The organism is Variovorax sp. OAS795 (genome assembly GCF_040546685.1).
Taxonomy (GTDB): domain Bacteria; phylum Pseudomonadota; class Gammaproteobacteria; order Burkholderiales; family Burkholderiaceae_C; genus Variovorax.
In genome coordinates, this window is sequence record NZ_JBEPOH010000001.1 from 3,657,562 (window position 1) to 3,682,673 (window position 25,112).

Annotated in this window: 24 protein-coding genes, 1 tRNA gene and 1 pseudogene; 9 read left to right on the forward strand and 17 right to left on the reverse strand. The window is 65.4% G+C overall.

Annotated features, from left to right (window positions below; genetic code table 11):
- The first annotated feature begins 113 nt into the window (after nucleotides 1–113).
- Genes ABID97_RS17705 through ABID97_RS17720 form a run of 4 tightly spaced genes read left to right on the forward strand, consistent with a single transcriptional unit; the run spans nucleotide 114 to nucleotide 6,656 of the window.
- Nucleotides 114–839, forward strand: coding sequence for a CerR family C-terminal domain-containing protein (locus tag ABID97_RS17705; protein ID WP_354399724.1), 726 nt, complete (start codon nucleotides 114–116; stop codon nucleotides 837–839).
- On the forward strand, nucleotides 836–2,329 hold the full coding sequence (locus tag ABID97_RS17710; RefSeq protein WP_354399725.1) for an efflux transporter outer membrane subunit: 1,494 nt from the start codon (nucleotides 836–838) through the stop codon (nucleotides 2,327–2,329). The genes ABID97_RS17705 and ABID97_RS17710 overlap by 4 nt, the downstream gene beginning before the upstream one ends.
- The gene (locus tag ABID97_RS17715; protein WP_354399726.1) at nucleotides 2,326–3,549 is read left to right on the forward strand and encodes an efflux RND transporter periplasmic adaptor subunit; all 1,224 of its coding nucleotides are present in this window, start codon (nucleotides 2,326–2,328) and stop codon (nucleotides 3,547–3,549) included. The genes ABID97_RS17710 and ABID97_RS17715 overlap by 4 nt, the downstream gene beginning before the upstream one ends.
- Entirely contained in the window at nucleotides 3,546–6,656 is a 3,111-nt protein-coding gene (locus ABID97_RS17720; RefSeq protein WP_354399727.1) for an efflux RND transporter permease subunit, read from the forward strand. The genes ABID97_RS17715 and ABID97_RS17720 overlap by 4 nt, the downstream gene beginning before the upstream one ends.
- Nucleotides 6,657–7,164: 508 nt before the next feature.
- Here the strand turns inward: ABID97_RS17720 and ABID97_RS17725 are convergent.
- The 3 genes and pseudogenes from ABID97_RS17725 to ABID97_RS17735 form a co-directional block, all read right to left on the reverse strand.
- A pseudogene (locus ABID97_RS17725) lies at nucleotides 7,165–8,680 on the reverse strand (tripartite tricarboxylate transporter permease).
- Between the two features lies 1 nt (nucleotide 8,681).
- Nucleotides 8,682–9,218: a tripartite tricarboxylate transporter TctB family protein gene (locus tag ABID97_RS17730; protein ID WP_354399728.1), complete on the reverse strand. Its 537-nt coding sequence runs from the start codon at nucleotides 9,216–9,218 to the stop codon at nucleotides 8,682–8,684.
- 120 nt (nucleotides 9,219–9,338) lie between these two features.
- Entirely contained in the window at nucleotides 9,339–10,298 is a 960-nt protein-coding gene (locus tag ABID97_RS17735; RefSeq protein ID WP_354399729.1) for a Bug family tripartite tricarboxylate transporter substrate binding protein, read from the reverse strand.
- A 127-nt stretch (nucleotides 10,299–10,425) separates the two neighbouring features.
- On the opposite strand from ABID97_RS17735, the gene ABID97_RS17740 reads away from it, so the two are divergent.
- Genes ABID97_RS17740 through ABID97_RS17755 form a run of 4 tightly spaced genes read left to right on the forward strand, consistent with a single transcriptional unit; the run spans nucleotide 10,426 to nucleotide 13,825 of the window.
- Nucleotides 10,426–11,106: a response regulator gene (locus ABID97_RS17740; protein ID WP_354399730.1), complete on the forward strand. Its 681-nt coding sequence runs from the start codon at nucleotides 10,426–10,428 to the stop codon at nucleotides 11,104–11,106.
- A complete protein-coding gene (locus ABID97_RS17745; RefSeq protein WP_354399731.1) occupies nucleotides 11,103–12,524 on the forward strand; it encodes a sensor histidine kinase in 1,422 nt (473 codons plus the stop codon). The genes ABID97_RS17740 and ABID97_RS17745 overlap by 4 nt, the downstream gene beginning before the upstream one ends.
- A 2-nt stretch (nucleotides 12,525–12,526) precedes the next feature.
- Nucleotides 12,527–12,961, forward strand: coding sequence for an RNA-binding S4 domain-containing protein (locus tag ABID97_RS17750; protein WP_354399732.1), 435 nt, complete (start codon nucleotides 12,527–12,529; stop codon nucleotides 12,959–12,961).
- A 54-nt stretch (nucleotides 12,962–13,015) separates the two neighbouring features.
- Nucleotides 13,016–13,825: a PPK2 family polyphosphate kinase gene (locus tag ABID97_RS17755; RefSeq protein ID WP_354399733.1), complete on the forward strand. Its 810-nt coding sequence runs from the start codon at nucleotides 13,016–13,018 to the stop codon at nucleotides 13,823–13,825.
- A 55-nt stretch (nucleotides 13,826–13,880) separates the two neighbouring features.
- On the opposite strand, the gene ABID97_RS17760 is transcribed toward ABID97_RS17755, so the two are convergent.
- The 11 genes from ABID97_RS17760 to ABID97_RS17810 all read right to left on the reverse strand — a co-directional run bounded on the left by ABID97_RS17760 (nucleotide 13,881) and on the right by ABID97_RS17810 (nucleotide 22,257).
- Nucleotides 13,881–14,549 carry a hypothetical protein gene (locus tag ABID97_RS17760; RefSeq protein WP_354399734.1) on the reverse strand — a complete coding sequence of 223 codons (669 nt, stop codon included), beginning with the start codon at nucleotides 14,547–14,549 and terminating at the stop codon, nucleotides 13,881–13,883.
- A gap of 252 nt (nucleotides 14,550–14,801) precedes the next feature.
- The gene (locus ABID97_RS17765) at nucleotides 14,802–15,395 is read right to left on the reverse strand and encodes a recombinase family protein (RefSeq protein WP_354399735.1); all 594 of its coding nucleotides are present in this window, start codon (nucleotides 15,393–15,395) and stop codon (nucleotides 14,802–14,804) included.
- A gap of 379 nt (nucleotides 15,396–15,774) precedes the next feature.
- Nucleotides 15,775–16,653 carry a rolling circle replication-associated protein gene (locus ABID97_RS17770; RefSeq protein WP_354399736.1) on the reverse strand — a complete coding sequence of 293 codons (879 nt, stop codon included), beginning with the start codon at nucleotides 16,651–16,653 and terminating at the stop codon, nucleotides 15,775–15,777.
- A 487-nt stretch (nucleotides 16,654–17,140) separates the two neighbouring features.
- Entirely contained in the window at nucleotides 17,141–18,331 is a 1,191-nt protein-coding gene (locus ABID97_RS17775; RefSeq protein WP_354399737.1) for a zonular occludens toxin domain-containing protein, read from the reverse strand.
- Entirely contained in the window at nucleotides 18,331–18,630 is a 300-nt protein-coding gene (locus ABID97_RS17780) for a DUF2523 domain-containing protein (RefSeq protein WP_354399738.1), read from the reverse strand. The genes ABID97_RS17775 and ABID97_RS17780 overlap by 1 nt, the downstream gene beginning before the upstream one ends.
- Nucleotide 18,631: 1 nt before the next feature.
- Nucleotides 18,632–19,993, reverse strand: coding sequence for a hypothetical protein (locus ABID97_RS17785; protein WP_354399739.1), 1,362 nt, complete (start codon nucleotides 19,991–19,993; stop codon nucleotides 18,632–18,634).
- 124 nt (nucleotides 19,994–20,117) lie between these two features.
- Entirely contained in the window at nucleotides 20,118–20,249 is a 132-nt protein-coding gene (locus ABID97_RS17790; protein ID WP_354399740.1) for a major capsid protein, read from the reverse strand.
- Nucleotides 20,250–20,555: 306 nt separating this feature from the next.
- The gene (locus ABID97_RS17795) at nucleotides 20,556–20,828 is read right to left on the reverse strand and encodes a hypothetical protein (protein ID WP_354399741.1); all 273 of its coding nucleotides are present in this window, start codon (nucleotides 20,826–20,828) and stop codon (nucleotides 20,556–20,558) included.
- The gene (locus tag ABID97_RS17800) at nucleotides 20,825–20,989 is read right to left on the reverse strand and encodes a hypothetical protein (RefSeq protein ID WP_354399742.1); all 165 of its coding nucleotides are present in this window, start codon (nucleotides 20,987–20,989) and stop codon (nucleotides 20,825–20,827) included. Before ABID97_RS17800 ends, ABID97_RS17795 begins: the two co-directional genes overlap by 4 nt.
- Nucleotides 20,989–21,315, reverse strand: coding sequence for a hypothetical protein (locus ABID97_RS17805; RefSeq protein WP_354399743.1), 327 nt, complete (start codon nucleotides 21,313–21,315; stop codon nucleotides 20,989–20,991). Before ABID97_RS17805 ends, ABID97_RS17800 begins: the two co-directional genes overlap by 1 nt.
- 192 nt (nucleotides 21,316–21,507) lie before the next feature.
- Nucleotides 21,508–22,257, reverse strand: a complete 750-nt coding sequence (locus tag ABID97_RS17810) for a hypothetical protein (RefSeq protein ID WP_354399744.1) — start codon at nucleotides 22,255–22,257, stop codon at nucleotides 21,508–21,510.
- A gap of 78 nt (nucleotides 22,258–22,335) precedes the next feature.
- Between ABID97_RS17810 and ABID97_RS17815 the strand changes: the two genes are divergently transcribed.
- Nucleotides 22,336–22,707 (forward strand): hypothetical protein, encoded by a 372-nt coding sequence (locus tag ABID97_RS17815; RefSeq protein ID WP_354399745.1) that lies wholly within the window; start codon nucleotides 22,336–22,338, stop codon nucleotides 22,705–22,707.
- On the opposite strand, the gene ABID97_RS17820 is transcribed toward ABID97_RS17815, so the two are convergent.
- The 3 genes from ABID97_RS17820 to tilS form a co-directional block, all read right to left on the reverse strand.
- Nucleotides 22,675–22,767, reverse strand: a tRNA-Ser gene (locus ABID97_RS17820). The genes ABID97_RS17815 and ABID97_RS17820 overlap by 33 nt on opposite strands.
- A gap of 26 nt (nucleotides 22,768–22,793) precedes the next feature.
- Nucleotides 22,794–24,062, reverse strand: a complete 1,269-nt coding sequence (locus ABID97_RS17825) for an aspartate kinase (protein WP_354399746.1) — start codon at nucleotides 24,060–24,062, stop codon at nucleotides 22,794–22,796.
- A 67-nt stretch (nucleotides 24,063–24,129) separates the two neighbouring features.
- On the reverse strand, nucleotides 24,130–25,107 hold the full coding sequence (gene tilS, locus ABID97_RS17830; protein ID WP_354399747.1) for a tRNA lysidine(34) synthetase TilS: 978 nt from the start codon (nucleotides 25,105–25,107) through the stop codon (nucleotides 24,130–24,132).
- Between the last annotated feature and the right edge of the window lie 5 nt (nucleotides 25,108–25,112).

A 25,112-nucleotide genomic window follows, 5' to 3' on the forward strand; every position in this document is an offset into this window, starting at 1 on the left:
AATGCGCGTTCGGAAAATGCCCAGAATGCGCATCTGCCGGCGGTGAGGCGAAAGCCCTCATGCGGCCATAAGTAAATCAATCGTTTGATTGCCTGCATGTTCTAATCGCCGGCATGAGCGCCCCCGCCCTCCAAGTCCTTTCCGCCCGCGCAGCGCGCAGCGACGGTGTCGAAGCACGCCAGCGCCTCCTCTATGCGGCCCTTGCGCTCTTTGCTGCCAACGGCTACGCCAAGACGTCGACCCGCGAGATTGCGCGCGCGGCGGATGTCAACATCTCGGCCATCAGCTATTACTTCGGCGACAAGGCCGGCTTGTACGCCGCCACCTTCGGCGAACCGATGGGCGGCAATGCCGGCGACTTCGTTTCGCTGTACGACGCGCCCGACCTGCCGATCGAAGAGGCACTGCGCATCTTCTTCACGCGCATGGTCGAGCCGCTCAAGCAGGGCGAGATCGTGCGGCAATGCATCCAGCTGCACATGCGCGAGATGCTCGAGCCCACCAGCCAGTGGGCCAAGGAATTCGAGCGCGACATCAAGGCGCCGCACATCGCCATCGCGGGCGTGCTGTGCCGACGCCTCGGCCTTGCGCGCCCGGACGACGACGTGCATCGCCTGACTTTCGCCATCACCGGGCTCGCGGTGCAGCTCTTCGTGAGCCAGGACCTGGTCGATGCGATCCGCCCTTCATTGCTGAACACGCCGAAAAACGTGGACACCTGGGCGCAGCGCCTCACGGGCTACGCCATCGCGCTGGTCGAGGCCGAAGCATTGCGCCGCAAAGCCGCCGCCAAGCCCGTGGCCGTTGCTGCCGTCCGTTCCGGGAGAAAGAAGACATGAGACGACTCCGATGGTTTGCCGCCGTCTGCCTGCCGCTCGGCCTTGCCCTTGGGGGCTGCGGCCTGACGCGCCCGCCGGCCAGCGTGGAGGCGCCCTTTCCCGCGCAGTGGCATGCGCCGCTGCCCCACGGCGGCTCGGTGGTTTCGCTGGCCGACTGGTGGCGCCAGCTCGACGACCCGCTGCTGGTCGAACTGATTGCCGCGGCCGAAGCCGCCAGCCCCAACCTCGCGAGCGCCGCGGCGCGCGTGGCCGAGGCACGCTCCACGCGCGTGCAGGCTGGCGCGGCGCTGCTGCCCAGCCTGGACGGCACGCTGTCGGCCAGCCGCGGCGTCTCGGGCTCTTCGTTCGGCGCGGGCGGCAGCGCGGCCTCCTCGTCCGCCAGCAGCAGCGCAGCCATCGCGCCCGTGACCACGCTCCAGGCGGGGCTGCAGTCGAAATGGGAGATCGACCTGTTCGGCCGCCTGCGCGCCGATCGAGATTCGGCCGAGCAGAAGCTCGGCAGCGCCACCGCCAAGTGGCACGACGCACGCGTGGCCGTCGCGGCCGAAACGGCCAACGCCTATTTCGCCGAACGCGCGTGCCAGCAGCAGCTGCGCGTGGCGGAGTCGGATGCGAAATCGCGCGGCGAGACCGCGCGGCTCACCGACCTGTCGGCGCGCGCCGGCTTCACGGCACCGGCCGATGCGGCGCTGGCACGCGCCAGCGCATCGGATGCGTCGGGCCGCCTCACGCAGCAGCGCGCCCTGTGCGCGGTGCAGCGCAAGGCGCTGGTGGCGCTCAGCGGCGTCGACGAGCCTGTGCTCGAACAGAAGCTCGCCGCTTCGCCCGCGCAGCGTGCGCTGCCCGTGGTGGGCAGCATCGCGAGCGTGCCGGCCGAGGCCATCTCGCAGCGGCCCGACGTCTATGCGGCGGAGCTGGGCGTGGCATCGGCCAGTGCCGACGTGGGCTCCGCCGAAGCCGAGCGCTATCCCAAGCTCAGCATCTCGGGTTCCATCGGCCGCATGCAGATCCGCACCAGCGGCTTCCGCGAGTCGCTCGACACCTGGACCATCGGCCCGGTGTCGCTCACGGTCCCGCTGCTCGATGGCGGTGCGCGCGCGGCCAACAGCGATGCGGCCAAGGCGCGCTACACGGAAGCGGTGTCGCTCTACCGCGCGAACGTTCGGCAGGCGGTGCGCGAGGTCGAGGAAGCGCTGGTCAACCTCGATGCCACCGATGCACGCGCCACCGACGCCGACTCCGCGGTGAAGAACTACCAGGCTTCGTTCGATGCCACGCAGGCGCGCTACCAGAGCGGCCTGGCCAGCCTGTTCGAGCTCGAGGATTCGCGCCGCACGCTCTTCGCCGCCCAAACCGCGCGCGTCTCGCTGCAACGCGAGCGCACCGAAGCCTGGGTTGCGCTCTATCGCTCGATGGGTGGCGGCTGGGCTCGCCCCGAATCGACCTCCCTGACTTCCAACCCGGCCGCCAAGGTCGCGACGTCGCCATGAAAAGCATCAAACGCTCCACCCTTGCCCTCGCGCTGCTGGCGCTCGTCATCGTCATTGCGGCGGCCGTGTGGCTGGTGCGCAAGCCTGCGAGCGAAACCCAGGCCGCGGCGGACAAGGCCAAGCCGGGGGCGCCGGCGGCTCGCCCGACCCTGACGGTCACGGTTGCCAAGCCCGAGCTCACCGAGCTCACGCTCACGCTGGCGGCCAACGGCAACGTGGCCGCCTGGCAGGAGGCCAGCGTGGGTTCCGAATCCACGGGCCTCAAGCTCGCCGAAGTGCGCGTGAACGTGGGCGACGTGGTCACGAAGGGCCAGGTGCTCGCCGTCTTCTCGCCGGAGACGGTGCAGGCGGACATCGCGCAATCGCGGGCCTCGCTGGCCGAAGCGAGGGCCACGGCGGCCGATGCCGCGGGCAACGCGGCGCGCGCGCGCACGCTGCAGGCGACCGGCGCGCTGAGCCAGCAGCAGATCAACCAGTACCAGACGGCCGAGCAGACGGCCAAGGCACGCGTCGAGGCGGCCGAGGCCGTGCTCGCGGCGCAGCAGGTCCGCGGGCGCAACACGCAGGTGCTGGCGCCCGACGACGGCGTGATCTCGTCGCGCACCGCGACGGTGGGCAGCGTGGTGGGCGCGGGCACCGAGCTGTTCCGGCTGATCCGCCAGGGCCGGCTCGAATGGCGTGCCGAGGTCACCTCGGCCGAGCTCAGCCGCATCGCGGTGGGCACCACCGCGTTCGTGGTCAGCGCCAGCGGCGCGCAGGTGCGCGGCAAGGTGCGCAGCATCGCGCCGACGGTCGATCCGCAAACGCGCGCGGCGCTGGTCTATGTCGACCTGCCGAACGTGCAGCAGAACACCGGCATCAAGGCCGGCATGTTCGCGCGCGGCGACTTCGAACTCGGCCGCAGCTCCGCGCCCACCGTGCCGCAAGCCTCCATCGTCCCGCGCGACGGCTTCAACAACGTCTTCATGCTGCTGCCCGACAACCGCGTGGCGCAGCTCAAGGTGCAGACCGGCCGCCGTGTCGGCGAGCGCGTGGAGATCACCAGCGCCCTGCCCGAAGGCGCCCAGATCGTGGTGCAGGGCGCCGGCTTCCTGAACGACGGCGACCTGGTGCGGGTGGTGCCGGCATCCGCACCCGCCGCCGCGGGCGCACAGCCGGCCGCGGCGCCGGCATCGGCCCCCGCGGGCAAGCCGGACAACGAAACGAAGGCACGCCCATGAACGTTTCCGCATGGTCCATCCGCAACCCGATTCCGGCGGTGATGCTGTTCGTGCTGCTCACCTTCGGCGGGCTGCTGTCGTTCAACGCGATGAAGGTGCAGAACTTCCCGGACATCGACCTGCCGACCGTGACGGTTTCGGCGGCGCTGCCCGGCGCCGCGCCTTCGCAGCTGGAGACCGACGTCGCGCGCAAGCTCGAGAACTCCATCGCCACGGTGCAGGGCCTGAAGCACATCACCACCAAGGTGCAGGACGGCGCCGCCACCCTGATCGTCGAGTTCCGGCTCGAGAAGCCGGTGCAGGAAGCCGTGGACGACGTGCGCTCCGCGGTGCAGCGCGTGCGCGCCGACCTGCCGGCCGACGTGCGCGACCCGGTGGTCACCAAGCTCGACTTCGCGGCCCAGCCGGTGCTCGCCTTCACCATCGCCTCGGCACGCATGGACATCGAGGCGCTGAGCTGGTTCGTGGACAACGACATCACCAAGAAGCTGCTCGCGTTGCCCGGAGTGGGCGCAGTCAACCGCGTGGGCGGCGTCACGCGCCAGGTGCACGTCGACCTCGATCCCGCCAAGCTGCAGGCGCTGGGCGCGTCGGCGGCCGACATCTCGCGCCAGCTGCGCCAGGTGCAGACCGAAAGCGCCGGCGGCCGCATCGACCTGGGCGGCAGCGAGCAGCCGGTGCGCACCTTGGCCACCGTGCAGTCGGCCGACCAGCTCGCCGACATGCAGATTGCGCTTTCCGACGGCCGCCGCATCCGGCTCGACCAGGTGGCGCGCATCAGCGACACCATCGCGGAGCCCCGCGCCGCCGCGCTGCTCAACGGCAAGCCGGTGGTCGGTTTCGAAGTGGCCCGCAGCCGCGGCGCCAGCGAAGTGGAAGTGGGCCGCGCAATCCAGAAGGCGCTGGCCGACCTGCGCGTCCAGCGCCCCGACATCGAGCTGACCGAGGCCTTCAATTTCGTCGACCCGGTGGAAGAAGAATACGACGGCTCGCTGCACCTTCTGTATGAAGGCGCCATCCTGGCGGTGATCGTGGTGTGGCTGTTCCTGCGGGACTGGCGCGCCACGTTCGTCTCGGCCGTGGCGCTGCCGATGTCGGTGATCCCGGCCTTCATCGGCATGCACCTGCTGGGCTTCTCGGTCAACGTGATCTCGCTGCTCGCGCTTTCTCTGGTGGTGGGCATATTGGTGGACGACGCGATCGTGGAGGTCGAGAACATCGTGCGACACCTGCGCATGGGCAAGTCGCCGTACGAAGCCGCCATGGAGGCCGCCGACGAGATCGGCCTGGCGGTGATCGCCACCACCTTCACGCTCATCGCGGTGTTCCTGCCCACCGCCTTCATGAGCGGCATCGCGGGCAAGTTCTTCAAGCAGTTCGGCTGGACCGCATCGCTGGCGGTGTTCGCGTCGCTGGTGGTGGCGCGCGTGCTCACGCCGATGATGGCGGCCTACATCCTCAAGCCCGTGGTCGGCGCCGAAAAGGAGCCGCGCTGGCTCACGGCCTACATGCGCGCAGTGGAATGGAGCACCCACAACCGCTTCAAGACCATGGTGCTGGCCACCCTCTTCTTCTTCGGTTCGCTCGCGATGATCCCGCTGTTGAAGACCGGCTTCATTCCGCCGGACGACAACTCGCAGACGCAGATCTACCTCTCGCTGGCGCCGGGCTCCACGCTCGCCCAGACCACCGCAGCCGCCGAGGAAACGCGCCGCCGCGTGATGCAGATCAAGCATGTGCGAAGCGTCTACACCACGGTGGCGGGCGGCAGCGCGGGCGGCGATCCGTTCGCCAACTTCGGCACACCCGAAACCCGCAAGGCCACGCTCACCATCAAGCTGGACGAGCGCGGCGACCGCCCGCGCAAGCAGGTGATCGAAAACCAGATCCGCGCGGCGCTCGAAACCCTGCCCGGCGTGCGCAGCACCGTGGGCCTCGGCGGCTCGGGCGAAAAATACATCCTCGCGCTCACCGGCGAAGATCCTGCCGCCTTGGCCAGCGCAGCCAGCGCGGTCGAGAAAGACCTGCGCACGGTGCCCGGCCTCGGCAACATCACCTCCACCGCAAGCCTCGTGCGGCCCGAGATCGCCGTGCGCCCCGACTTCGCGCGCGCTGCCGACCTGGGCGTGACCAGTTCCGCCATTGCCGAGACGCTGCGCGTGGCAACGCTGGGCGACTACGACCAGGCGCTGGCGAAGCTCAACCTCGCGCAGCGGCAGGTGCCCATCGTGGTGAAGCTCGAAGATTCGGCGCGGCAGAACCTCGACCTGCTCGGCCGCCTCTCGGTGCCCAGCGCGCGCGGCCCGGTCATGCTGAGCCAGGTGGCCTCGTTGACGATGGAAGGCGGCCCCGCGGTGATCGACCGCTACGACCGCTCGCGCAACGTCAACTTCGAGATCGAGCTATCGGGTGTCGGCCTCGGCGACGCCAAGAGCGCGGTCACGGCGCTGCCCTCGATCCAGAAGCTGCCCGCCGGCGTGCGCGTGACCGAGGTGGGCGACGCGGAGGTGATGACGGAGCTGTTCAACAGCTTCGGCCTTGCGATGCTCACGGGCGTGCTGTGCATTTACATCGTGCTGGTGCTGCTGTTCAAGGACTTCCTGCATCCGGTCACGATTCTTTGCGCACTGCCGCTGGCGCTCGGCGGCGCGTTCGTAGGCCTGCTCATCGGGCAGAAGGCGCTGTCGATGCCGTCACTGATTGGGTTGATCATGCTGATGGGCGTGGCCACCAAGAACTCGATCCTGCTGGTGGAATACGCCATCGTGGCGCGCCGCGACCACGGCATGACACGCTGGGAGGCCCTGCGCGACGCCTGCCACAAGCGCGCCCGGCCCATCATCATGACCACGCTGGCCATGGGTGCGGGCATGCTGCCGATTGCCGTCGGCCTGGGTGCCGCCGACTCGAGCTTCCGCTCGCCGATGGCGATGGCGGTGATCGGCGGGTTGATCACGTCGACCGTGCTGAGCTTGCTGGTGGTGCCAGCCGTATTCACTTATGTGGACGACATCGAGCACTGGATCCGGCGGACCGTGCGGAAGGTGCGGGGGCAGCCGGCTGATCCGCACATCGATGATGACCTGGTGGAGCGGTCGGCTGGTTGACGCTGTTCGTTCAGACTTTTTGACGCTGTGCGGGGTTTGTTTTCCGAGGCCGGGATATCCGCCCGGCGGCGGACTCACTTTCGGGGTGGGAGCGGGCAGCCTTCGCTCCCGCTCGGCCCAAATTCAGTACCAGCAGCCAATACCAACCACCGGGGCGCCCCGCGCCGCGGTGGCCTGGTGGCCGAGCGAAGCAAAGGCCCGTTCGGCACCCAAGCCCCTCTGTATGCGCCGAGGAGCGCAGGGTTTCGCGGATCAGGGCTCGCAGCTGTTTGAGCGAAGCGAGTTCTGCGGGACCCCGCGAAACCCGAGCACCGCAGGTTGCCCCGTAGCAAAGCGAAGGGGTCGCAGACAGTGGGGTCGCCTTTTCTTTGCTTACTTTCTTTTGGCGAAGCAAAAGAAAGTGAGTCCGCCGCCGGGCGGAATCCCGGCCTCGGGAAGCAAACGCTTCGCAGCGTCCAAAAAAAGCGTCCCTTCGCGCCCGGAACAAGAGCGCGAGAGGGCATGAAAATCAGACCGCCAACCGAGCCAGCTTCCGATCACTCATCCGCTTGGCAACGCGCGGCAACACCAGCACAGCCACAATGATGACCACCAGCGCGATCGACATCGGCCGCTGGAAGAACACCGCTGCACTTCCCTCGCCGATCGACATCGCATTGCGCAGTTGCGCTTCTGCAAGCGGCCCGAGGATCATGCCCACGACCACCGGAGCGGTCGGGAAGTCGAAGCGCCGCATCACCACGCCGAGCAGGCCGATGCCATACAGCAGGAACAGGTTCGAACGCGCTCTGGCGCATGCCGTAGGCACCCACCGTCGCGAAGATCAGGATGCCGGCATAGAGCTGCGGCTTGGGAATCTTCAGCAGCTTGACCCAAAGGCCCACCATTGGCAGGTTCAGCACCAGCAGCATCACGTTGCCGATGTAGAGAGAGGCGATCAGCGCCCAGACCAATGCGGCCGATGTGGTGAACAACTGCGGGCCCGGCTGGATGCCGTAGTTCTGGAACGCGCCGAGCAGGATGGCGGTGGTGTTCGACGTCGGGATGCCGAGCGTGAGCAGCGGGATCAGCGCCGCGGTCACCGTCGCGTTGTTGGCGGCCTCGGGTCCGGCGACGCCTTCGATGGCGCCTGCCGTGCCGAACTCGGCCTTGTCTTCCGAATTCTTGGCCAGCTTCTTTTCCATCGCATAGCTCAGGAAAGTCGGAATCTCCGTACCGCCTGCGGGAATGCAGCCGAAGGGCGTGCCGATGGCGGTGCCGCGCAGCCATGCGGGAATGGAGCGCTTCCAGTCGCGCTTGGTCATGTGGACGCGGCTCAGCTTGTTCTGGCCTTCGACCACCTTGCCCTCGTAGAGCACCGCGTACAGCACTTCGGCCACTGCAAACAGGCCCACCGCCACCAGCACGATCTCGATGCCGTCCAGCAGTTCGGGAATGCCGCCCGTGTAGCGGCCCTGGCCCGAGATCTGGTCGAGGCCGACGCAGCCGGCTGCCAGGCCGATGAACAGCGCCGTCATGCCCCGCAGCGTGCTCTTGCCCAGCACCGCGCTCACAGTGGTGAAGGCCAGCAGCATCAGCAGGAAATATTCGGGCGGACCGAGCTTCACGGCGAACTCGGCCACGAAAGGCGCGAACAGCGTGACGATGACCGTGGCGATGGTGCCGGCCACGAAGGAGCCGATGGCGGCAGTGGCGAGCGCGGCGCCCGCGCGTCCGCTCTTGGCCATCTTGTTGCCTTCCATCGCCGTGACCATGCTGGCCGTTTCACCCGGCGTGTTCAGCAGGATCGAGGTGGTCGAGCCGCCGTACATGGCGCCGTAGTAGATGCCCGAGAAGAAGATCATGGAGGCCGTGATGTCGACCTTGCCCGTGATCGGCAGCAGCATGGCCACTGCGACGGCCGGGCCGATGCCCGGCAGCACGCCCACGGCCGTGCCCAAGGCACAGCCCACCAGGCACCAGAGCAGATTGACCGGGGTGATCGCCGTGGCGAAACCCGTCATGAGTGCGTTGAAGATTTCCATGTCAGATCCAACCCGTCGTCGTGAGGCCCGGCAGGTTGATGGCCAGGAACTTTGTGAACATCCAGAACACGGGCGCGGCAATGAGCGCGCCGGTCAGCAGATCGATGGCCCATGTTCGCGGCAGGTTGGCCGAAGGATGTCCGCTCGCGCGGCGCAGGCCCTGCACCGCCAGCACGTAGCACAGCGTGCAGCTCAGGATGAAGCCGAGCTGGGTGATGAGCGCCGCATTGAGCAGCAGGCCCGCCGACACCCAGACGAATCCGGGCCAGAAGGCCTGCTCGGCGCCCGTCGGGGCATCGAGCTCGCGAAAGCCGCCGGTGCGTGCTTCCCAGAGGATCCAGCCGCCGCAAAGCGTGAGCACGCAGGCCACCAGCCAGGGCAGGAAGTTGGGCCCGACGCCGCCGTAGCCGGCCTCGGAAGGAATGCTGATGGCGCCGAAAGCCAGTGCCAGGCCGGTCAGCAGCACACCGGCGCCGACCAGGGTTTGCGGCCAAAGAGCCGCAGGTTGCGGCGAGACCGAGGATTCTGGAGTTGTCATTTTTTGCTCCCACAGTCAGGGAAAAAAGAGGGCCTACTGAAAGGCCCGCGATTCAAAAGAGCTCCCCACCCGTCCCCATTGAAGCGACACGAAGTGCGCGTAGCCTGGGGGCGAGCGAGATCAAACCATCCCGGACTTCACCATGATGGCGCGCAGGCTGGCGAAGTCGTCGTCGACGAACTTGGCAAAAGCGTCGCCCGACAGCACGGCCGGGGTCCAGTCGTTCTTCTTGAGCGATTCGGCCCACGACGGGCTCTTGAGCGCGGCCAGCACCATGTCGGTCAGGGCCTTGCGCTGGTCCGCAGTGATGCCGGGGGCGCCATACACGCCGCGCCAGTTGCCGATCTCGACGTCGATGCCCTGCTCCTTGAGCGTGGGCACGTTGATGCCGGGCAGGCGCTGGGCGGAGGTGACGGCAATGGCCTTCATCTTGCCGGCGGCAATGTACTCGGCGAACTCGCTGTAGCCGCTGCCGCCGACGGTGACGTTGCCGCCCAGGATGGCCGCCGTGGCCTCGCCGCCGCCCCGGAAGGCCACGTAGTTGATCTTGGACGGATCGGCGCCGACCTTCTGCGCGATCATGGCCGCGGCAATGTGCTCGGTGGAACCGCGCGAACCGCCGCCCCACTTCACGCTGCCCGGGTCTTTCTTGAGCTGATCGACCACGTCCTTCATGGTCTTGAACGGCGAATTGGCCGGCAGCACAAACACGTTGTATTCGGTGGTCATGCGCGCAATGGGCGTGGCCTGCGACAGGTTGACCGGCGGCTTGCCGGTGATGATGCCGCCGAGCATGACGGAGCCCATCACCATGAGCGCGTTCGGATCGGCCTTGGAGCCGTTCACGAACTGGGCCAGGCCCAGCGCGCCGGCGGCGCCGCCCTTGTTGTCGTAGGTGACCGTGTCAGCGAGCTTGGCTTCGGACAGTGCCTTGCCCAGCGCGCGGCCCGTGGTGTCCCAGCCACCGCCCGGGTTGGCTGGAATCATCATCTTGACGTTGGCTGCGGCGCGTGCCGACAACGGCAGCGCTCCGGCGGCGGCCAGCGCGGCCAATGACTTCAAAAAGGTGTCGCGACGCATCGATGTCTCCTGGTAACTAAAGAAAACCTGACTTGGACCTGAGCCGCTATCATGCGCCGCCCCGCTGTCAGTTGGCTGTCCACCGGACTGGGGAAAACACCGAAGTACCATTGCCCCACCACACCCCATGAAGCTGCTGCTGGTCGAAGACGATCCCTCGATGCAGGTCACCCTGCAGCGCGCCCTCGCCCGCAGCAAGATCGACGTGCGCATCTGCGGCGACGGCGCCCTGGCCGTGGCGCAATGGCGGGAACTGGAGCCCGACGTGGTGGCGCTCGACCTGAGCCTGCCCAACCTGGACGGCCTCCAGGTGCTGGCGCAGGCGCGCGCCGCGGGGCTGCGCACGCCCGTGCTGCTCCTGACCGCCCGGGGCACCGTGGGCGACCGGATCATGGGCCTGAACGCCGGCGCCGACGACTACCTGCCCAAGCCCTTCGACCTCGACGAGCTGGAGGCGCGCATCCGCGCGTTGCGCCGCCGCCACCAGAATGCCGGCACCGACGTGATCCTGAACCCGCAGGAAGTCGGCGGCCTGCGCTTCGAGCCCGAAAGCGGCGCCATCTATCACCGCGGCGGCATCCTGGAACTCACGCCGCGCGAACTGGCGCTGCTCAAGGCCCTGATGATGAAGCCCGGCCACGCGGTCGGCAAGGAGCGGCTCTTCGAGCTGGTGTTTCCGGGCGAGACCGACGTGCAGTACGAAGCCGTCGAGGTGGTGGTGTATCGCCTGCGCAAGAAGCTCGTGGGCACCGGCGCCGCGCTGATGACGCTGCGCGGCCTGGGATACCTCTTGCGCGCCGAACCATGAAGACGGCCTTGTCGCTGCGCGCGAGGCTGCTGTTCGGCATTCTCGCGCCGGTGGCGCTGTTCATCGTGATCAACAGCGTGAGCCTGTACCGGCAGAGCCTGGCGGCGGCCACCACGGCCTACGACCGGACCTTGCTCGCATCGGCCAAGACCATCGGCGAGCAGCTCGACGTCGAGGGCTACGACGACGCCGCGCGGCTGCGCGCGATCGTGCCCTATTCCGCGCTCGAGGCTTTCGAGGCCGACAACCGCAGCCGTCTTTTCTATCGCGTCTCCGCGCTCGACGGCGAAATGGTCTCGGGCTTTGGCGAACTGCCGTTCTGGCGCGGCCGCATCCCCGATCGCGGAGCCTATGCGGCGCTGGTCGATTTCTACGACGCGCGCTTCCAGGGCCAGCCGGTTCGCATGGCGGTGCTGCTGCAGCCGGTCGCCAGCGGGCGCGGGCGCGGCATGGCCGTGGTGCAGGTGGCCGAGACCCTCGAACTGCGCGAAACGCTGGTGCGCAAGCTGCTCGTGGACATGCTGTGGCGCCAGCTGCTGCTGATGGGCGTCATCGCGCTGGTCACGGTGCTGGTGGTGCAGCGCGCCACGCGGCCGGTGCGGGAGCTCGGCGAAGCCATCGAGAAGCGCGCAGCCGACGACCTCTCGCCCATCGATGCGCCCGACGCACCGCGCGAACTGCGGCCGCTGGTCGATGCCACCACCGAGGTCATGGGCCGGCTGCAGCGCCTGCTCGACCACCAGAAGCGCTTCGTTCGCGACAGCGCCCACCAGCTGCGCACGCCGCTGGCGGTGCTGAAGGCACAGGTGCAATCGGCACGGCGCGGCGACGTGGCGCCCGAACAGGCGCTGCGCGAAATCAACCAGACGGTGGAGCGCGCCACCACGCTCGCCAACCAGATGCTCTCGCTCGCCAAGGTCGAACAACTGAGGCAGCAGCCGGAATCGGTTCCCCTGAAACTCGGCGAGGTGGTGCGCCAGATTGCGCTGGACCTGTCGCCGCTCATCGCCGACAAGGCGCTGGATTTCGAGTTGGCGGTCGACCAGCCCGTGACGGTGCGTGCACACCATTGGATGCTGCAGGAGCTCACGCGCAACCTGCTGCACAACGCGATCAAGCACAGCCCGCGGGGCGCCGCGCTTTCCGTCATGGTGCGCTGCGAAGACGATGAAGCCGTGCTCACGGTGCGCGACGAGGGCCCGGGCATTTCGGCCGAACTGCGCCAGCGCCTGTTCGCGCCCTTCTCTGCCGGCGACACGGGCAACGGCTCGGGGCTGGGCCTGGCGATATGCCGCGAGATCGTGCTCGCGCTGGGCGGGCGCATCGACCTGGACAACCGCAGCGTGCAGGAAAATTCCGCACAGGTGGTCGGGCTCGACGCTGTCGTGCGGCTCCCTGTCCACCCTCACAATTCCTGAATATGGATCGCTTGCGCATCGATAAATGGCTTTGGGCCGCCCGCTTCTTCAAGACGCGCTCCCTGGCCGCGGACGAGATCGGCAAGAACCGGGTACAGGTCAACGGCGACATCGCCAAAGCCTCGCGCGAGGTCAAGGCAGGCGACACCGTCGCCATCCGCCTGGGCGCCGTGACGCGCACGGTCATGGTGCGTGGCCTCAGTGGCCAGCGCGGCCCGGCACCCGTGGCTCAGCAGCTGTACGAAGAAACGCCCGAGAGCATCGCCGCGCAGGCTGCCGCGCGCGAGCAGCGCCGCATGGGGAGCGAGCCGGCACTGGCGATCGAACAGGGACGGCCCACCAAGCGCGACCGCCGCGAGCTCGACGGTGCGGCACGCCATGCCGACTGGGACAACCGGTGGAGCGCGTCCATCGACCCCGACGAGACCGATCGCTGAGCTGGCCCGCGGCCGATCGCGTACGCTGCGTGTCTTTGCACGGAGCTCCGGTCCATGGCCAGCCTCAAGAAATACCGCGTCGACGACAGCAAGTTCAAGCTCTCCCAGGTGAACCCCGGCGAAACGCCGTTTCTCGACGGCAATGAAGCCGCGCAAGTCGCCGAGATCGATGCGCTCGCGGGCGAACTCGACGAAATGCAGGACCTGCTGCATGCCGAAGGCCGGCGCAAGGTCCTGCTGGTGCTGCAAGGCATGGACACCAGCGGCAAGGACGGGACCGTGCGCTGGGTTTTTTCGCGCACCTCGCCACTGGGCGTCAGGGTCACGGCCTTCAAGGCGCCGAGCGAGGACGAACGCGCGCGCGACTATCTCTGGCGCTGCCATGCCGTGGTGCCCCGCGCGGGCGAGATCGCGGTGTGGAACCGCAGCCACTATGAAGACGTGCTGGTGCCCGTGGTCGAGGGCTGGATCGACAAGGCCGAAAGCAAGCGGCGCTATGCGCAGATCAACGATTTCGAACGCCTGCTGGTCGAGACCGGCACGGTCATCGTCAAGTGCATGCTGCACATCGACAAGGACGAGCAACGCGAACGGCTGCAGGCGCGCATCGACACGCCGGGCAAGCAATGGAAGTTCAGCATGGGTGACCTCGAAGTCCGCACCAAGTGGAACGCCTACCAGGATGCCTACGGCAAAGCACTGCGGGCCACGTCGACGGCGCATGCGCCCTGGTACGTGATACCGGCCAACCACAAGCGGCATCGCAATCTCATGATTGCCAAGCTGCTCATGAAGACGCTGCGCGACATGAAGCTCGAGGCGCCACCCGCTGACCCCGCGCTCAAGGGCATGATCATCAAGTGATCAGCTGATGGGCCGAGCTTGGGCCGCTTGCCGATGGCGCGCCGGCTTGCGGAACTCAGGAGCGGCGAACGGCCGATTGCCCCAGCACGCGGCACTTGCCGAATTCACACCGCACGGCCCAGGTCGCGCCGTTCGCGCACGGCACGCTGTAGGACTCGTAGCCCGGCCCCTTGGCGGTCAGCTCCGCGCGCGGCTGGATGCTGCACTGCCCTGCCTTGGCGGCGACTTCGGCATTATACGTGTCCACGCCAGTGCGGCGCGGCGCCAGGACGACCTCCGGATTGAAGGAGTGGCCATAGAACGTGTCGCGCACGTTCGGGTCGAGATTGCGATAGCCGCGCTTGGCCATGCAGTGCACGATCGCGATCTGCTGGTGCTCGGCGACCACGCTCGCATCGGGGCGGTACGACATGTCGATGGTCGCAGCCGCAATGCCGCCCTGCGCCGCCGCAGCCACGATGCCCTGACCGTGCACGGTGAGCAGGCCGAGGCCCAGCGCCAGCCACATGGCGTCGCCGCTTTCGCTGCGCGCGGTGATCCGCGTCGCCGCGGTGCGGCAATCGGCCACGTCGCTGTCGTAGCGGGCCCTGTCGACGCCCTCCATCCCCACCATGGGCACATAGCTCAGTCCCGATCCGGTTCCAGGCTCCGTCGGGGTTGGCGGCGTGCTGACGCACCCGGCCAAGGCAACAACGGCGCACACGATGCTCAGCAGCAGCTTCATGGAATTTCCCTCGTCCTCTTTCGCGGTATTTGCGCCGATTTAACCATACAGATGGTTACTTTTGGGCCATTTCTGTTGGGAGGCTGCGACGGTGGAAGCGGCTGAATGCTTTCGGGTGCTGCTAGAGGAATACGGAGCGCATGGATTCTCGCCCGGCCCTGCGAAAACCTCGCCCACCAATGAAAAACGCCCCTTGCGGGGCGTTTTAAAGCGCTGGAGCGCTTGGCTTGGCGGAACCGGATGTTTACGCCCCTACACCTTGCCACGCTTGAGATAGTCCGAACCCTTCGTGACACGGTACACAGCACGCTTCACGGCGGATTCCGACACCCCGTAGCGTTCGGCTAATTCCCGGTACGTCACGCCACCCTCGCGGTACTCAGCAACCGCCCGAGCCTCCACTTCCTTCTCCAGGCTTCGCACCCGACCGGGCTCCCTTCCCCGCTCCCGTGCCGCGATCTGTCCCGCAATGGATCGCTCCCGAATCATCGACCTCTCAAGCTGCGCTACGGCACCCAACATCTGAACGACGAAGACACCCATACTGTTCGTCGTGTCCAGCGGCTCTGTCACGCTTTTGATCGTCGCGCCCACCTTCTCCAGCCGCCGCAGTATGTCCAACAGATCAAACAGGCTTCGTGCGATGCGATCGATCTTGTAGACCACCAACACGTCGCCACGTCCCAACGCAAGCAAGCAGCGCGCTAACTCTGGCCGCCCCCTCTGTGATGCCCCGCTGGCCTTTTCCTGAAAGATTACGTCACACCCAGCCCTGTTGAGTGCATCCAGCTGGAGATGCGTTTCTTGTTCGCGCGTGGAGACACGCGCATATCCGTACATCGTCATGTTTCGCCCCACGAGGCGGGATCAAAGGCGCGACCTCCCTGATAAGAAACGCCCAATCCCCACGCGCTTAGGCCCTGTACATTTCGACACATGACGAAGCTTTTTACAGCCCTAGCACTACTCAGCCTCACGCAGATGGCCCACGCGGACATGAACCTTCGTCGCTGTGAGACCCCCGAGAAGTTCGCCTACTGGACGCCAACACCATGCGCCAAAGAAGACATCGAAAACGCAGGTGCACGGATAAGTACGGCTGATCAAGCCAAGCCCTACAGCGAGCTTGTAAGCATCAATGAGTGCAAATGGCAAGCGCTTCAAAAAGACGCCCGAGACAACCCAAGACCACCACCTGAGGCCGGTGCGCCACGAAAAGCAACGGTCAACTGGGGGCACTGCAAGTAGCCGCCTCCTTGCAGAACCACAACCGGTCATTGAAGCGATTCGCACGCAAGGCAATCGTGGTGTCGCCGGGCAGGTATTCGTAGCAAAGGCCGACGAGATCGGCGTAGCTGCACTCGACTTCCATCGTATGCACCTCACCCACCTGTACACCATCGCTGCGGCTGTAGCGATTCGACTCAGCAGGCGCATCCTCGAAATCCTTCATGATGTATTTCGAGACATAGGCCGCCATCTTCGCGAGGGTCCACTTCTGGTGCCACTTGCCGCGCTTCTTTCCTCCCACGAAGCACAGCCCGTTGCCCTCGCCGACGATAGAGCGCCACACCTTTGTGCCTAGCTCGAACGCTTTGATGCGGACACCTTCGTAGAGCGGGTTCTTCGGCAGTTTGTGCGTGGCCATGTGGACGTGCATCGAGCCGCGATCCTGTTTCTCGAATGCTGCGCAGTAACGGAACTGGCCGCCGAGAGCACGCTTCATGCGCCGGACCCATTCTTTGAAGTGCTTCTTGCAAAGCTCGCGGTCTGTTTGGTTCTCGCGATACGTGAGCGTCAGAAGCTCGTTAAAGCCTTCAGTGATGATTACCCTTCGGCAAGTCGTCTTGGCGCGCCTAGCAGCCGATTCGAGCGACTTCTGACGACGTTCCTCGATGAGCTCGGCATCCTCGACGGGATCAAGGTCGCGAATGGGTGTCCAACCGTCGCGCTTGAATCCGAAGTCGTGAAGCTCACGCCACATGACGTAAGGCGCCGCACTGCGCTCCATGACGCCGTTAGCCTCCCAGGTGCGGATAACCCACTTGTCAGGGACCACTACCCCTTCGAACCAAAGACCGTTAACATACTTTTCCATTGGCATGGTGTTCTCCTAAGTTCTCGATGCCGATCCGACCCGGAACGTTGACGCGTTGCCGGGTCTTTTTTTGCCTACGCTGCGACGTCCTCAAACGAGAGGCAGCAGCCGTGAAAGTTGTCGTCGTTCCAGACCTTGAGCAACAAGGAATTCATCTGACCGAGCGAGACCAATCCTTCGGAGATTGACCCGTCCCACCAACGGAAAATGCAGAGCCAACGCATAGGGTGTTCCAAAGTGTTTTAAGAACAAGTTAGGCCGCGCTGCGCGCGGCCTCGGGCTTCGTACCTCAGCCCTTCGACCGCAGCGCGCGGCGCCAGATCGTCGCCCTCACAGCGCCAGCACTCCAGGCCCGGGCCGGTAAAGTCATTGCCGCATGCAGCGCACGTCTTGAACTCGACGGCCACGCCCTGCAACGTGCCTACGGCCCGCACGCGATCCACCGGCCATGGCTGCACGCCATGGAACATCCGCTTAGCAGGGAAGCAGCGCATCAGAAACCGCCGGAGGGCTGAAACGACCACGGGGAGCCCGGACGCACCCGAGCCTGTGGCGCTGGTGCCGGTGCGGTGGCCACGGTCGTGGACGCGCCGGTCGACTTGCCGCCCCCATCGATCAAGACGATGCCCGAAGGCTCGGCAGCAGCCGTTTGCGGGCCTTGGGCGGGCACCATGGCAGCGGCCGAGGTCTTTGCCTCACCCTCAGCTTGGAACGCAAGGAACGCACCCTGTGCGACCAACTGGCGGCACATCGACAGATCCACCGGGTAAGGCGTCGCGTCCTGCGTGTAGCACTTGCAGCCGACCGACTTCATTTCGACGCATGCGGCAGGCACAGGAACACGCTTCGGCTCCGTCAGCTTGTCGTAGGCCGGCGCTGTGTGCATCAGGCCAGGCAGCCGCGGCTGATACGAAGCAATGTACTCGGCGGTGGTCATCGGCTTGCGTTCGTCGCCAGCCGCAGGAACCGAGCCAGACGAGCCAGCCTTCGAGCTCGAGCTCGAGCTCGTTGACGCAACCTCGGGCTTGGTGCCGGTGCTGCCAGGCATGAACTTGGTGACCAGGAAGTACACGACCGCCGCGAAGGCGATAACGCACATGAGCAGCGTCCACACCTGTTTCGGGATGCGCAGCTTGCCGGTGTGCAGCGATGCGCTCTCGTACCAGGTGTACGCCTCTTTCTCCGGATTGCGCGTCGACGTCTGGGCACGCTTGACCGCACCAGGCTTCTCGCACACCGTGTCGGTCGCATTGAACTCCAGCACGCTCACGGCATTGGCGGCACCGAGCAGCCGGACGAAGTGCTGGTGGTAGCCAGGCGGGCCGATCAATCGCCGCACGAACGGGTCGATGTTGAGCGGATGCTGATCGAGCAGAAAGAAATCGTGACCGAACGACCGATGCTCGGCCAGCATCTCGATGTGCTCGGGCCGCTTGCTGCTCTCGGAGACCTTGGGCAGATCGCGGTGCAGCTCGTCGGCCAGGATGATGCAGTTGCGGTAGTTGAGCCAGTCCTTGAATTCGATGGGCGTCCAACCGAACTCCTCGGTGAGGATGGGCTTGGCAACGAACCGATCCTTGACGAAGAGAACCTGCCGGCCCTCCTTCAACTGCATCTGCCGCACATCCCAGAGGGTGAGGGCGGTCTTAAAGGAGCCGTTCGCCCCGGTGCGCAGGTACAGCATTACTTGTGAATCCAGCGCTTGAAGGTGTCGCCCTGGATGCCGTTGATGACCGCACGGGCGAGCAGGGCCGAGAAGATGATGTTGATGAACACACCGACCTTGAGCATCCCGAGGATGCCGACGACCTCAGGCCCCAAGCCGATGAACGCGCTCACGGCCTGAGACTTCAACCAGGCGAACGTCGTGCTCATGCCGGTGTACGTCGCCACACCAATACCGAGCGCGACAAGGACACGGCCCGCGAGCGAGCCGACGATCTGGAGCAACAGCGTGCCAAGGGCAAGAAGAATGGCGGGCATTTCAACCTCTGATGATGATGACGGCGGCGACCAGGAAGCCAATAGCCACAAGCAGGTTGCCGAGCATCGGGAACGAATCGCAGGAGCGCGACAGCGGCAAGACGACAGTCCCGCCGGCAACGTTGATGACCTTGTCGCTGATGCAACCACCGCCGCCGCCGATTGCATCGCTGGTGTCGATGCTGGAAGGACTGACGGACAGCGAAACGTTGTTCGGGTTGTCGGTGGTCTGGTTGCCCGTCTTCACCCGCTCTGTTTTGGCCAGCGTCGTTTCCGCATCGTCGGGATTGACCTTGCAGTTCTGCCGAAAGGTCTCTTCGGCCATGGCGTTGATAACCGCATCGTCGCTCTTCGCGGTGAAGCCGCCAGCGCACGCGCCGCTGAACGAGCTTGGCGGCGAGCCAGCGCATTCCTTGGCCTTGGGATTGGCGGCGCAGTAATCGCGCTGAGGCTGCGCCGTGGTGCTGGTCTGCTGACTGGTACTGGTCTGCCCGCTGCCGTTCGTGGTGGTCGTCGTAGTCGTCGTCGTGGTGCTGCACGTGGTGCCATTGCACGAGGTGTTCGACGTGCTCCCGGTGCCGCTGCCACTGCTCGGCGCCGGCGTGCCATCGGGATTGGTGCCGGTGTTCGTGGTGCTGCCGGTGGTGCCGCTCGATGAGCCAGCTTCGCCAGGCGTGACGCAAACGTTCGTGCCATTGACACTGCCAGGCACTTTGCCATCAGGGCAACGCTCGGCTGGTGGCGTCGGCGCAGGCTCGACGTTCGGGATGCCGGCGCCATCGCCAGAGCACGGAGCGCCGGTATACGCAGCAGCTTCGAAATGCATGGTGCAACTGGTGCCGCCGCACGCCCAATAAGACGGCTTACCGTTGGCCTGGCACCCGTCAATACACACATTGCGCGGCTGGAACATACCGCTCGTGCTGCTGGGCTTCGTGGTCGAAAACTCTTGCGTAACACCAGGAGGGATCGCGGGCAGCGTGGCCTTCGCAACGCAAACGCTCTGAGGCGTCTGGCACTGACCGTCGCGCTCTTCGTAGCCGGTATCGCACTTGCAACCACCACTGACGAGGACACTGTGTGCAGGACATGCGCCAGAAGAAGCACTCACCTCACCCCAGGACGTTGCAGCACCGCCAGCCTTGGGCACGACCTGGCACATCAATCCGGCATTGCCGGAGTAGTTGTAGTTCGCTCCGTTGGGCGCTGCAGCAATCCACGCCCGACAGGCAGCTTCAATGGTCGGATAAAGCGTGACGTTGTCACCAGGCCATTTATAGCCCGTCGTCGTGGGCAAGAGGGCAAACGCGGCGCCGGACCACAAGGCGAGACAACCGACGATCAAGCGGAGAAGATGAGCCATGCGGCACCTAACAAAGCAATGAGGATGTAGATACCGCCGATGTCCATTTCGGGCCCTTTACGAAGCACCGGAAATCGATGCTTTGGAAAGGGCGGGCAGGGCGTCCCCTGCACCGCACCAACGCTTAGCGCCCGATTGCCGAGCGCACGTACGAGAAGGCCTTGACGCCCACGCGCACGATGAGGTCGGCATTGCCGACCAGGATCACGGAAGCCGACACAGCGGCAATCGCAGTAACAACAGCAGTCACGTCCATGGTTCACTCACTTTCTTGGTGGTTGTGTCCGGAGCTTTGAATTTGGCGACTGACTACCCGGAACCCGTAGCCAATTGCCCAGACGAGGACGATGGCGCCCCCGATCATTTGCGCGTCCCCGATGCTCAGATCGAGGACAGGAATGTGAAGCTCGTGCACCACGGTGACCGTGCATGCGGACGAGCATTGGATGACGGTGGGGTCAGCCACGAAACCAGCTTTCGACGAGCGCCACAGCTGCAATTGCGGCGATAGCGCCGAGCTTCCAAACGAAACTGCGACCGAAGGTGCGAGCCAACCAGCCAATCACGATTGCGACCTCTCAGCTTCGCGCCTGTTGCGCTCGACAATGCGAGCAGACAGCCTTGACCATCGCGCGGCAAGCTTCTCAAAAGCGGCAGCACGCGCAGCAAACGGCGCGGCAGCACCACGCTTCCGAACAACGTTGGCCACAGCATCAAGGCCGAACTCGATGAACTTGAAAAGCGAGAGTCCGAGAACGCAGAAGCACACGCTGGTGGCCCCAAACCACTGCCCGATCACGAGCAGGTCATCGGCAGTGATAGCGGCGCAATTCATTCGCCACTCCAGAGCATCGCGGGAACCGCTGCGTGATCGCGCCGACGCGCACGCTCGATCCGCTCACGCCTGGCCGCGCGCTCGCCAGATGCCCAGATGAAACCGCAGATGCCCATGCCGGCAAGGAACCCAGCGAGCAGCAAGGCGAGCGCGGCGAGCATTAGGCGGCCTTCTGTGGAGCGGGTTGCGGCATGCGACCTTGTGCGGGCACAAAGCCGGTGAGGATGGAGACAATGTCGCCCTTCTGGTCGCCGAAGTCGGCCACGCGGAGGGAGAAGGTCGCGGCGTAGAGGCCAACCTTCACTTGGTCGCGAAGCTCGGGGACGATCTGATCGCTACGCAGCGTGCCAACCGTGACGACCTCGTTCTTTTCGTTGCGCAGCACGCAGCGAGCAGCAAAGTGGGTGTAGGTATTGCCGGTGCGCTTGCTTTTGCGCTCCTCGTTTTCGACGGCGAGGACTTCGATGATGGAACTGAACTGAGACATGAGAGGCTCCTAAAAACCGCTGTTTGCGGCGGGTTGCGGCGACGTGCCAGCGTTGCGCCCGATGCACCCCAGCCGGAGCCTTCTATGGGTGAGCGGGATAGCCCTCACAGGGCGCAACGCTGGCACGTCAGAACAACCAGCGTTGCAGCCAGAACTCGCGGCTGCGAATGAGGGACCAGCGTTGAGCGGCGGTCACAGCGCACCCCACTGCGCAGCCATAGCGTCAGCAAGGCCTTGCCTGGTGGTGCTACGACGGCGCCACCGATCAGGTCCAGGAGACTCGCGATGAACAATCGACCACGCTGCGTGCTCGCGGGTGCCTGACTTCGGAGGCGTGAGCATCCTGGTAGGCTTGAGCGGAGGAAGGCCAATCAACTCCAGACCGGTTGCCTTGAACTCCGGATCACCAAACCACCACGGCTGCACCACTTGTCGCGTACCGGGCTTGATCAACTCGCGGGCGTAGCGATGCATGATCGGGTTCTCTATCGACTTAAGCGGTATCGGGGCGTTGCGCAGCTCACAGTAAAAGGCAGCCGCTTCCTCAAGCTCCGCCCACATCTGGGCCTTTGTCTTGCCAACAGGCGGCTGGTGCAACCAGCGCACCCCACTGTTCGTCAGCCTGGTGCACGTAGGGTGGGCGATCATCAGATCGAAACCAAAGCCCAACACGTGCCGCACATCGCCCTGGATATGCCACGCAGGATCACCCTCCGTAGGCAACAGATCACAAGACCATGCGTGATGCCCCCTCGCCCGAAAAGCAGCACTGACGCGACCGCTGTATTCGCACGCCACCAGGACGCGAAGCGGGGTGTCCACCCCCACCCCGGGCTCAGCAGGAGCCGCCAAGCTCAGAACCGAGCCGTTAGCCGAAGCAGGTGGGGGAGGACAGACGATGCGCTGCGCAAAGGCAGCAAAAGACACTTGCGAACGGGACATGGCGGCTCCTTTAAGATAGTTGTCAGATTGAGAACGTACTCATTTCTGACAACACGATCCTAAGGGCCGTAATCATTTATGACAACACTTACACCATTGGAAATTCTTATCAACGAGGCCGCCGAGGTAGCTGGAGGCTTAAGGCGTTTAGCTGCGATGATGGAAATGAACCCATCGAACCTGATCGCGATGCGAAAAGGTGAACGGCCATGCACGTGGCGCACGCGCGGCAAGCTGCGAGCCATCGCTGGCGAAGACCCCACTCGGGCGTTCATCGCGGCAATGGCGGAAGACCTTGAGGCATCGGAAAACGCAGACGAAAAAAAAGCCGCCGATGGCTTCAAAGCCATGCTGGCAGCATTTCCCGAGCATGAAAAAAGCCCCGTCAATCCGAAGATCAACGAGGCTTCATCAGCTTGGCGGAACCGGAGGGATTCGAACCCTCGATGAGGCTCTACACCCCATACTCCCTTAGCAGGGGAGCACCTTCGGCCACTCGGTCACAGTTCCTGAAAGAAGCCGAGATTATGCCACCGTCAGGCGGCCGGTTGATCCAGATCGAAGGCTTTGTGCAATGCGCGCACGGCCAATTCCATATATTTTTCGTCGATGACAACCGAGGTCTTGATCTCGCTGGTCGAAATCATCTGGATGTTGATGCCCTCTTCGCTCAGCACGCGGAACATCTTGCTGGCCACGCCGACGTGGCTGCGCATGCCGATGCCGACGATGCTGACCTTGCAGATCTTGGTGTCGCCCACGATCTCGGTCGCGCCCAGCGAGGGCATGACCTTCGAACGGAGCAGGTCGACGGTCTTCGCATACTCGTTGCGATGCACGGTAAAGCTGAAGTCGGTGCGGCCGTCCTTGCTGAGGTTCTGGATGATCACGTCGACCTCGATGTTGGCGTCCGCCACCGCACCGAGGATGTGATACGCGATGCCCGGCTTGTCGGGCACGCCGAGCACCGAGATCTTGGCCTCGTCGCGGTTGAAAGCGATGCCGGATACGACGGCTTGTTCCATGTTTTCGTCTTCCTCGAAAGTGATCAGCGTGCCGGACTTGGCCTCTTCATTGATGTCGATGTCCCATGGCGTGAAGCTCGAGAGCACGCGCAGCGGAACCTTGTACTTGCCGGCAAATTCGACCGAGCGGATTTGCAGCACCTTGGAGCCCAGGCTCGCCATTTCGAGCATCTCTTCGAAGCTCACGGTCGAGAGGCGCCGCGCATCGGGTTCCACGCGCGGGTCGGTGGTGTAGACACCGTCCACGTCGGTGTAGATCAGGCACTCGTGCGCCTTCATGGCGGCCGCAATGGCGACGGCCGAGGTGTCGCTGCCGCCACGGCCGAGCGTGGTGATGTTGCCGCTGTCGTCCACACCCTGGAAGCCGGTGATGACGACCACCTTGCCCGCGTCCAGGTCGGCGCGCACGCGCTCGTCATCGATGCTTTCGATGCGGGCCTTGGTGTACGAGTTGTCGGTGCGCACCGACACCTGCCAGCCCGCGTAGCTCACGGCTTCCATGCCTTCGGCCTGGAGCGCAATGGCCAGCAGCGCCGACGAGGCCTGTTCGCCGGTGGAAGCGAGCATGTCGAGCTCGCGGCCATGGGCCTCGCTGGATTTGCTCGGCGCCAGTTCCTTGGCCAGGCCGAGCAGGCGGTTGGTCTCGCCGCTCATGGCACTCGGGACCACGATCATCTGGTGGCCGGCGCGCGCCCACTTGGCGACGCGCTTGGCGACATTCTTGATGCGCTCGGTCGAGCCCATCGACGTACCGCCGTATTTGTGAACGATCAATGCCATGGGTGAATTCAGAGAAAAAGAAAGGGCCGCTTCACTCCGGAGTGCAAGCGCGGCGCCCTGCAAGCCGTCAGCGCGAAGCCTTGGGCGAGGGCCCGTAATTGTACCAATGCAGGAAATCGCCCCTGCGCTCGATGAAACCGTTGCCCACTTTGAGGTGGATCCGATGGCCGCGCGTGGTGCAGGCGCGAACCTGGTCCAGCAGTTGGTCGAGCTGCGCCGCGCTCGGCGCGCAGCCGTGCGCCTGCATGAGCCAGTGCCGCAGCACGTTGGCCTGCCGCGCGCGCGAAAGCGCCTGCAGGGCGCCCGTGCGCGGCGGATCGCCCACCGCGGCAAGGTCTTGCGCGGCGAGTTCGCCCAGCAGCTCCTGCGCCTGCGCCGCATGGCCGATGCTGCGCGCGAAGGTGGTGCGGAACTGGGGAAATGTGCGCGCCAGCGCGGGCAGCAGCACGGCGCGGATCCGGTTGCGGGTGTAGCGCTCGTTCTCGTTGGTCGGATCCTCGATCCACGGCAGGTCGAGATCCTTGAGCCACGCGCGGATGTCCGCGCCGGGCACGGCCAGCAGCGGCCGGTAAAGGTCGAGTCCGTGGCGCCGTGCACACGCGGGCATCGAAGCCAGGCCCGGAAGCCCGGCGCCCCTGGACAAGGCCAGCAAGAGCGTTTCGACCTGGTCGTCGGCATGGTGCCCGAGAGCGACCGACTGGATGGCTCCGCCCGCTGCGCCCGCGCGGGCCATCGTTGCAAAGGCCTGGTAGCGGGCGCGTCGCGCCGCATCTTCGGGGCTGTCGCCAGGCGCATGCCTGGCATCGACGCGGTGCACCACCAGCGGCACACCGAGCCGTTCGCATACTTCAGCGCAATGCCGTTCGAAATCGTCGGCTGCGGCCTGCAGGCCATGGTGCACGTGGAAAGCCACCACCTGCCCCGGCCACACGGAAGCGCAGGCGGCCAGGAGGGCCGTGGAATCCGCGCCGCCGCTGAAGCCCACCGCCAGCGGCAGATGCGCCGGCTCGAACGCGGCCATCGCGCGTTCGAAGGCTTCGTTCATGGGCC

What these genes read in the sequence shown, in the direction of transcription:
- ABID97_RS17810 (WP_354399744.1), bottom strand. Translation starts at nt 22,257, where the DNA reads ATGTCCCGTTCGCAAGTGTCTTTTGCTGCCTTTGCGCAGCGCATCGTC.
- ABID97_RS17760 (WP_354399734.1), bottom strand. Translation starts at nt 14,549, where the DNA reads ATGAAGCTGCTGCTGAGCATCGTGTGCGCCGTTGTTGCCTTGGCCGGG.
- ABID97_RS17715 (WP_354399726.1), top strand. Translation starts at nt 2,326, where the DNA reads ATGAAAAGCATCAAACGCTCCACCCTTGCCCTCGCGCTGCTGGCGCTC.
- ABID97_RS17720 (WP_354399727.1), top strand. Translation starts at nt 3,546, where the DNA reads ATGAACGTTTCCGCATGGTCCATCCGCAACCCGATTCCGGCGGTGATG.
- ABID97_RS17775 (WP_354399737.1), bottom strand. Translation starts at nt 18,331, where the DNA reads ATGCTGTACCTGCGCACCGGGGCGAACGGCTCCTTTAAGACCGCCCTC.
- ABID97_RS17710 (WP_354399725.1), top strand. Translation starts at nt 836, where the DNA reads ATGAGACGACTCCGATGGTTTGCCGCCGTCTGCCTGCCGCTCGGCCTT.
- ABID97_RS17735 (WP_354399729.1), bottom strand. Translation starts at nt 10,298, where the DNA reads ATGCGTCGCGACACCTTTTTGAAGTCATTGGCCGCGCTGGCCGCCGCC.
- ABID97_RS17805 (WP_354399743.1), bottom strand. Translation starts at nt 21,315, where the DNA reads ATGTCTCAGTTCAGTTCCATCATCGAAGTCCTCGCCGTCGAAAACGAG.
- ABID97_RS17780 (WP_354399738.1), bottom strand. Translation starts at nt 18,630, where the DNA reads ATGCCCGCCATTCTTCTTGCCCTTGGCACGCTGTTGCTCCAGATCGTC.
- ABID97_RS17750 (WP_354399732.1), top strand. Translation starts at nt 12,527, where the DNA reads ATGGATCGCTTGCGCATCGATAAATGGCTTTGGGCCGCCCGCTTCTTC.
- ABID97_RS17770 (WP_354399736.1), bottom strand. Translation starts at nt 16,653, where the DNA reads ATGCCAATGGAAAAGTATGTTAACGGTCTTTGGTTCGAAGGGGTAGTG.
- ABID97_RS17740 (WP_354399730.1), top strand. Translation starts at nt 10,426, where the DNA reads ATGAAGCTGCTGCTGGTCGAAGACGATCCCTCGATGCAGGTCACCCTG.
- ABID97_RS17800 (WP_354399742.1), bottom strand. Translation starts at nt 20,989, where the DNA reads ATGCTCGCCGCGCTCGCCTTGCTGCTCGCTGGGTTCCTTGCCGGCATG.
- ABID97_RS17790 (WP_354399740.1), bottom strand. Translation starts at nt 20,249, where the DNA reads ATGGACGTGACTGCTGTTGTTACTGCGATTGCCGCTGTGTCGGCTTCC.
- ABID97_RS17785 (WP_354399739.1), bottom strand. Translation starts at nt 19,993, where the DNA reads ATGGCTCATCTTCTCCGCTTGATCGTCGGTTGTCTCGCCTTGTGGTCC.
- ABID97_RS17755 (WP_354399733.1), top strand. Translation starts at nt 13,016, where the DNA reads ATGGCCAGCCTCAAGAAATACCGCGTCGACGACAGCAAGTTCAAGCTC.
- ABID97_RS17730 (WP_354399728.1), bottom strand. Translation starts at nt 9,218, where the DNA reads ATGACAACTCCAGAATCCTCGGTCTCGCCGCAACCTGCGGCTCTTTGG.
- ABID97_RS17705 (WP_354399724.1), top strand. Translation starts at nt 114, where the DNA reads ATGAGCGCCCCCGCCCTCCAAGTCCTTTCCGCCCGCGCAGCGCGCAGC.
- ABID97_RS17825 (WP_354399746.1), bottom strand. Translation starts at nt 24,062, where the DNA reads ATGGCATTGATCGTTCACAAATACGGCGGTACGTCGATGGGCTCGACC.
- ABID97_RS17795 (WP_354399741.1), bottom strand. Translation starts at nt 20,828, where the DNA reads ATGAATTGCGCCGCTATCACTGCCGATGACCTGCTCGTGATCGGGCAG.
- ABID97_RS17765 (WP_354399735.1), bottom strand. Translation starts at nt 15,395, where the DNA reads ATGACGATGTACGGATATGCGCGTGTCTCCACGCGCGAACAAGAAACG.
- tilS (WP_354399747.1), bottom strand. Translation starts at nt 25,107, where the DNA reads ATGAACGAAGCCTTCGAACGCGCGATGGCCGCGTTCGAGCCGGCGCAT.
- ABID97_RS17745 (WP_354399731.1), top strand. Translation starts at nt 11,103, where the DNA reads ATGAAGACGGCCTTGTCGCTGCGCGCGAGGCTGCTGTTCGGCATTCTC.
- ABID97_RS17815 (WP_354399745.1), top strand. Translation starts at nt 22,336, where the DNA reads ATGACAACACTTACACCATTGGAAATTCTTATCAACGAGGCCGCCGAG.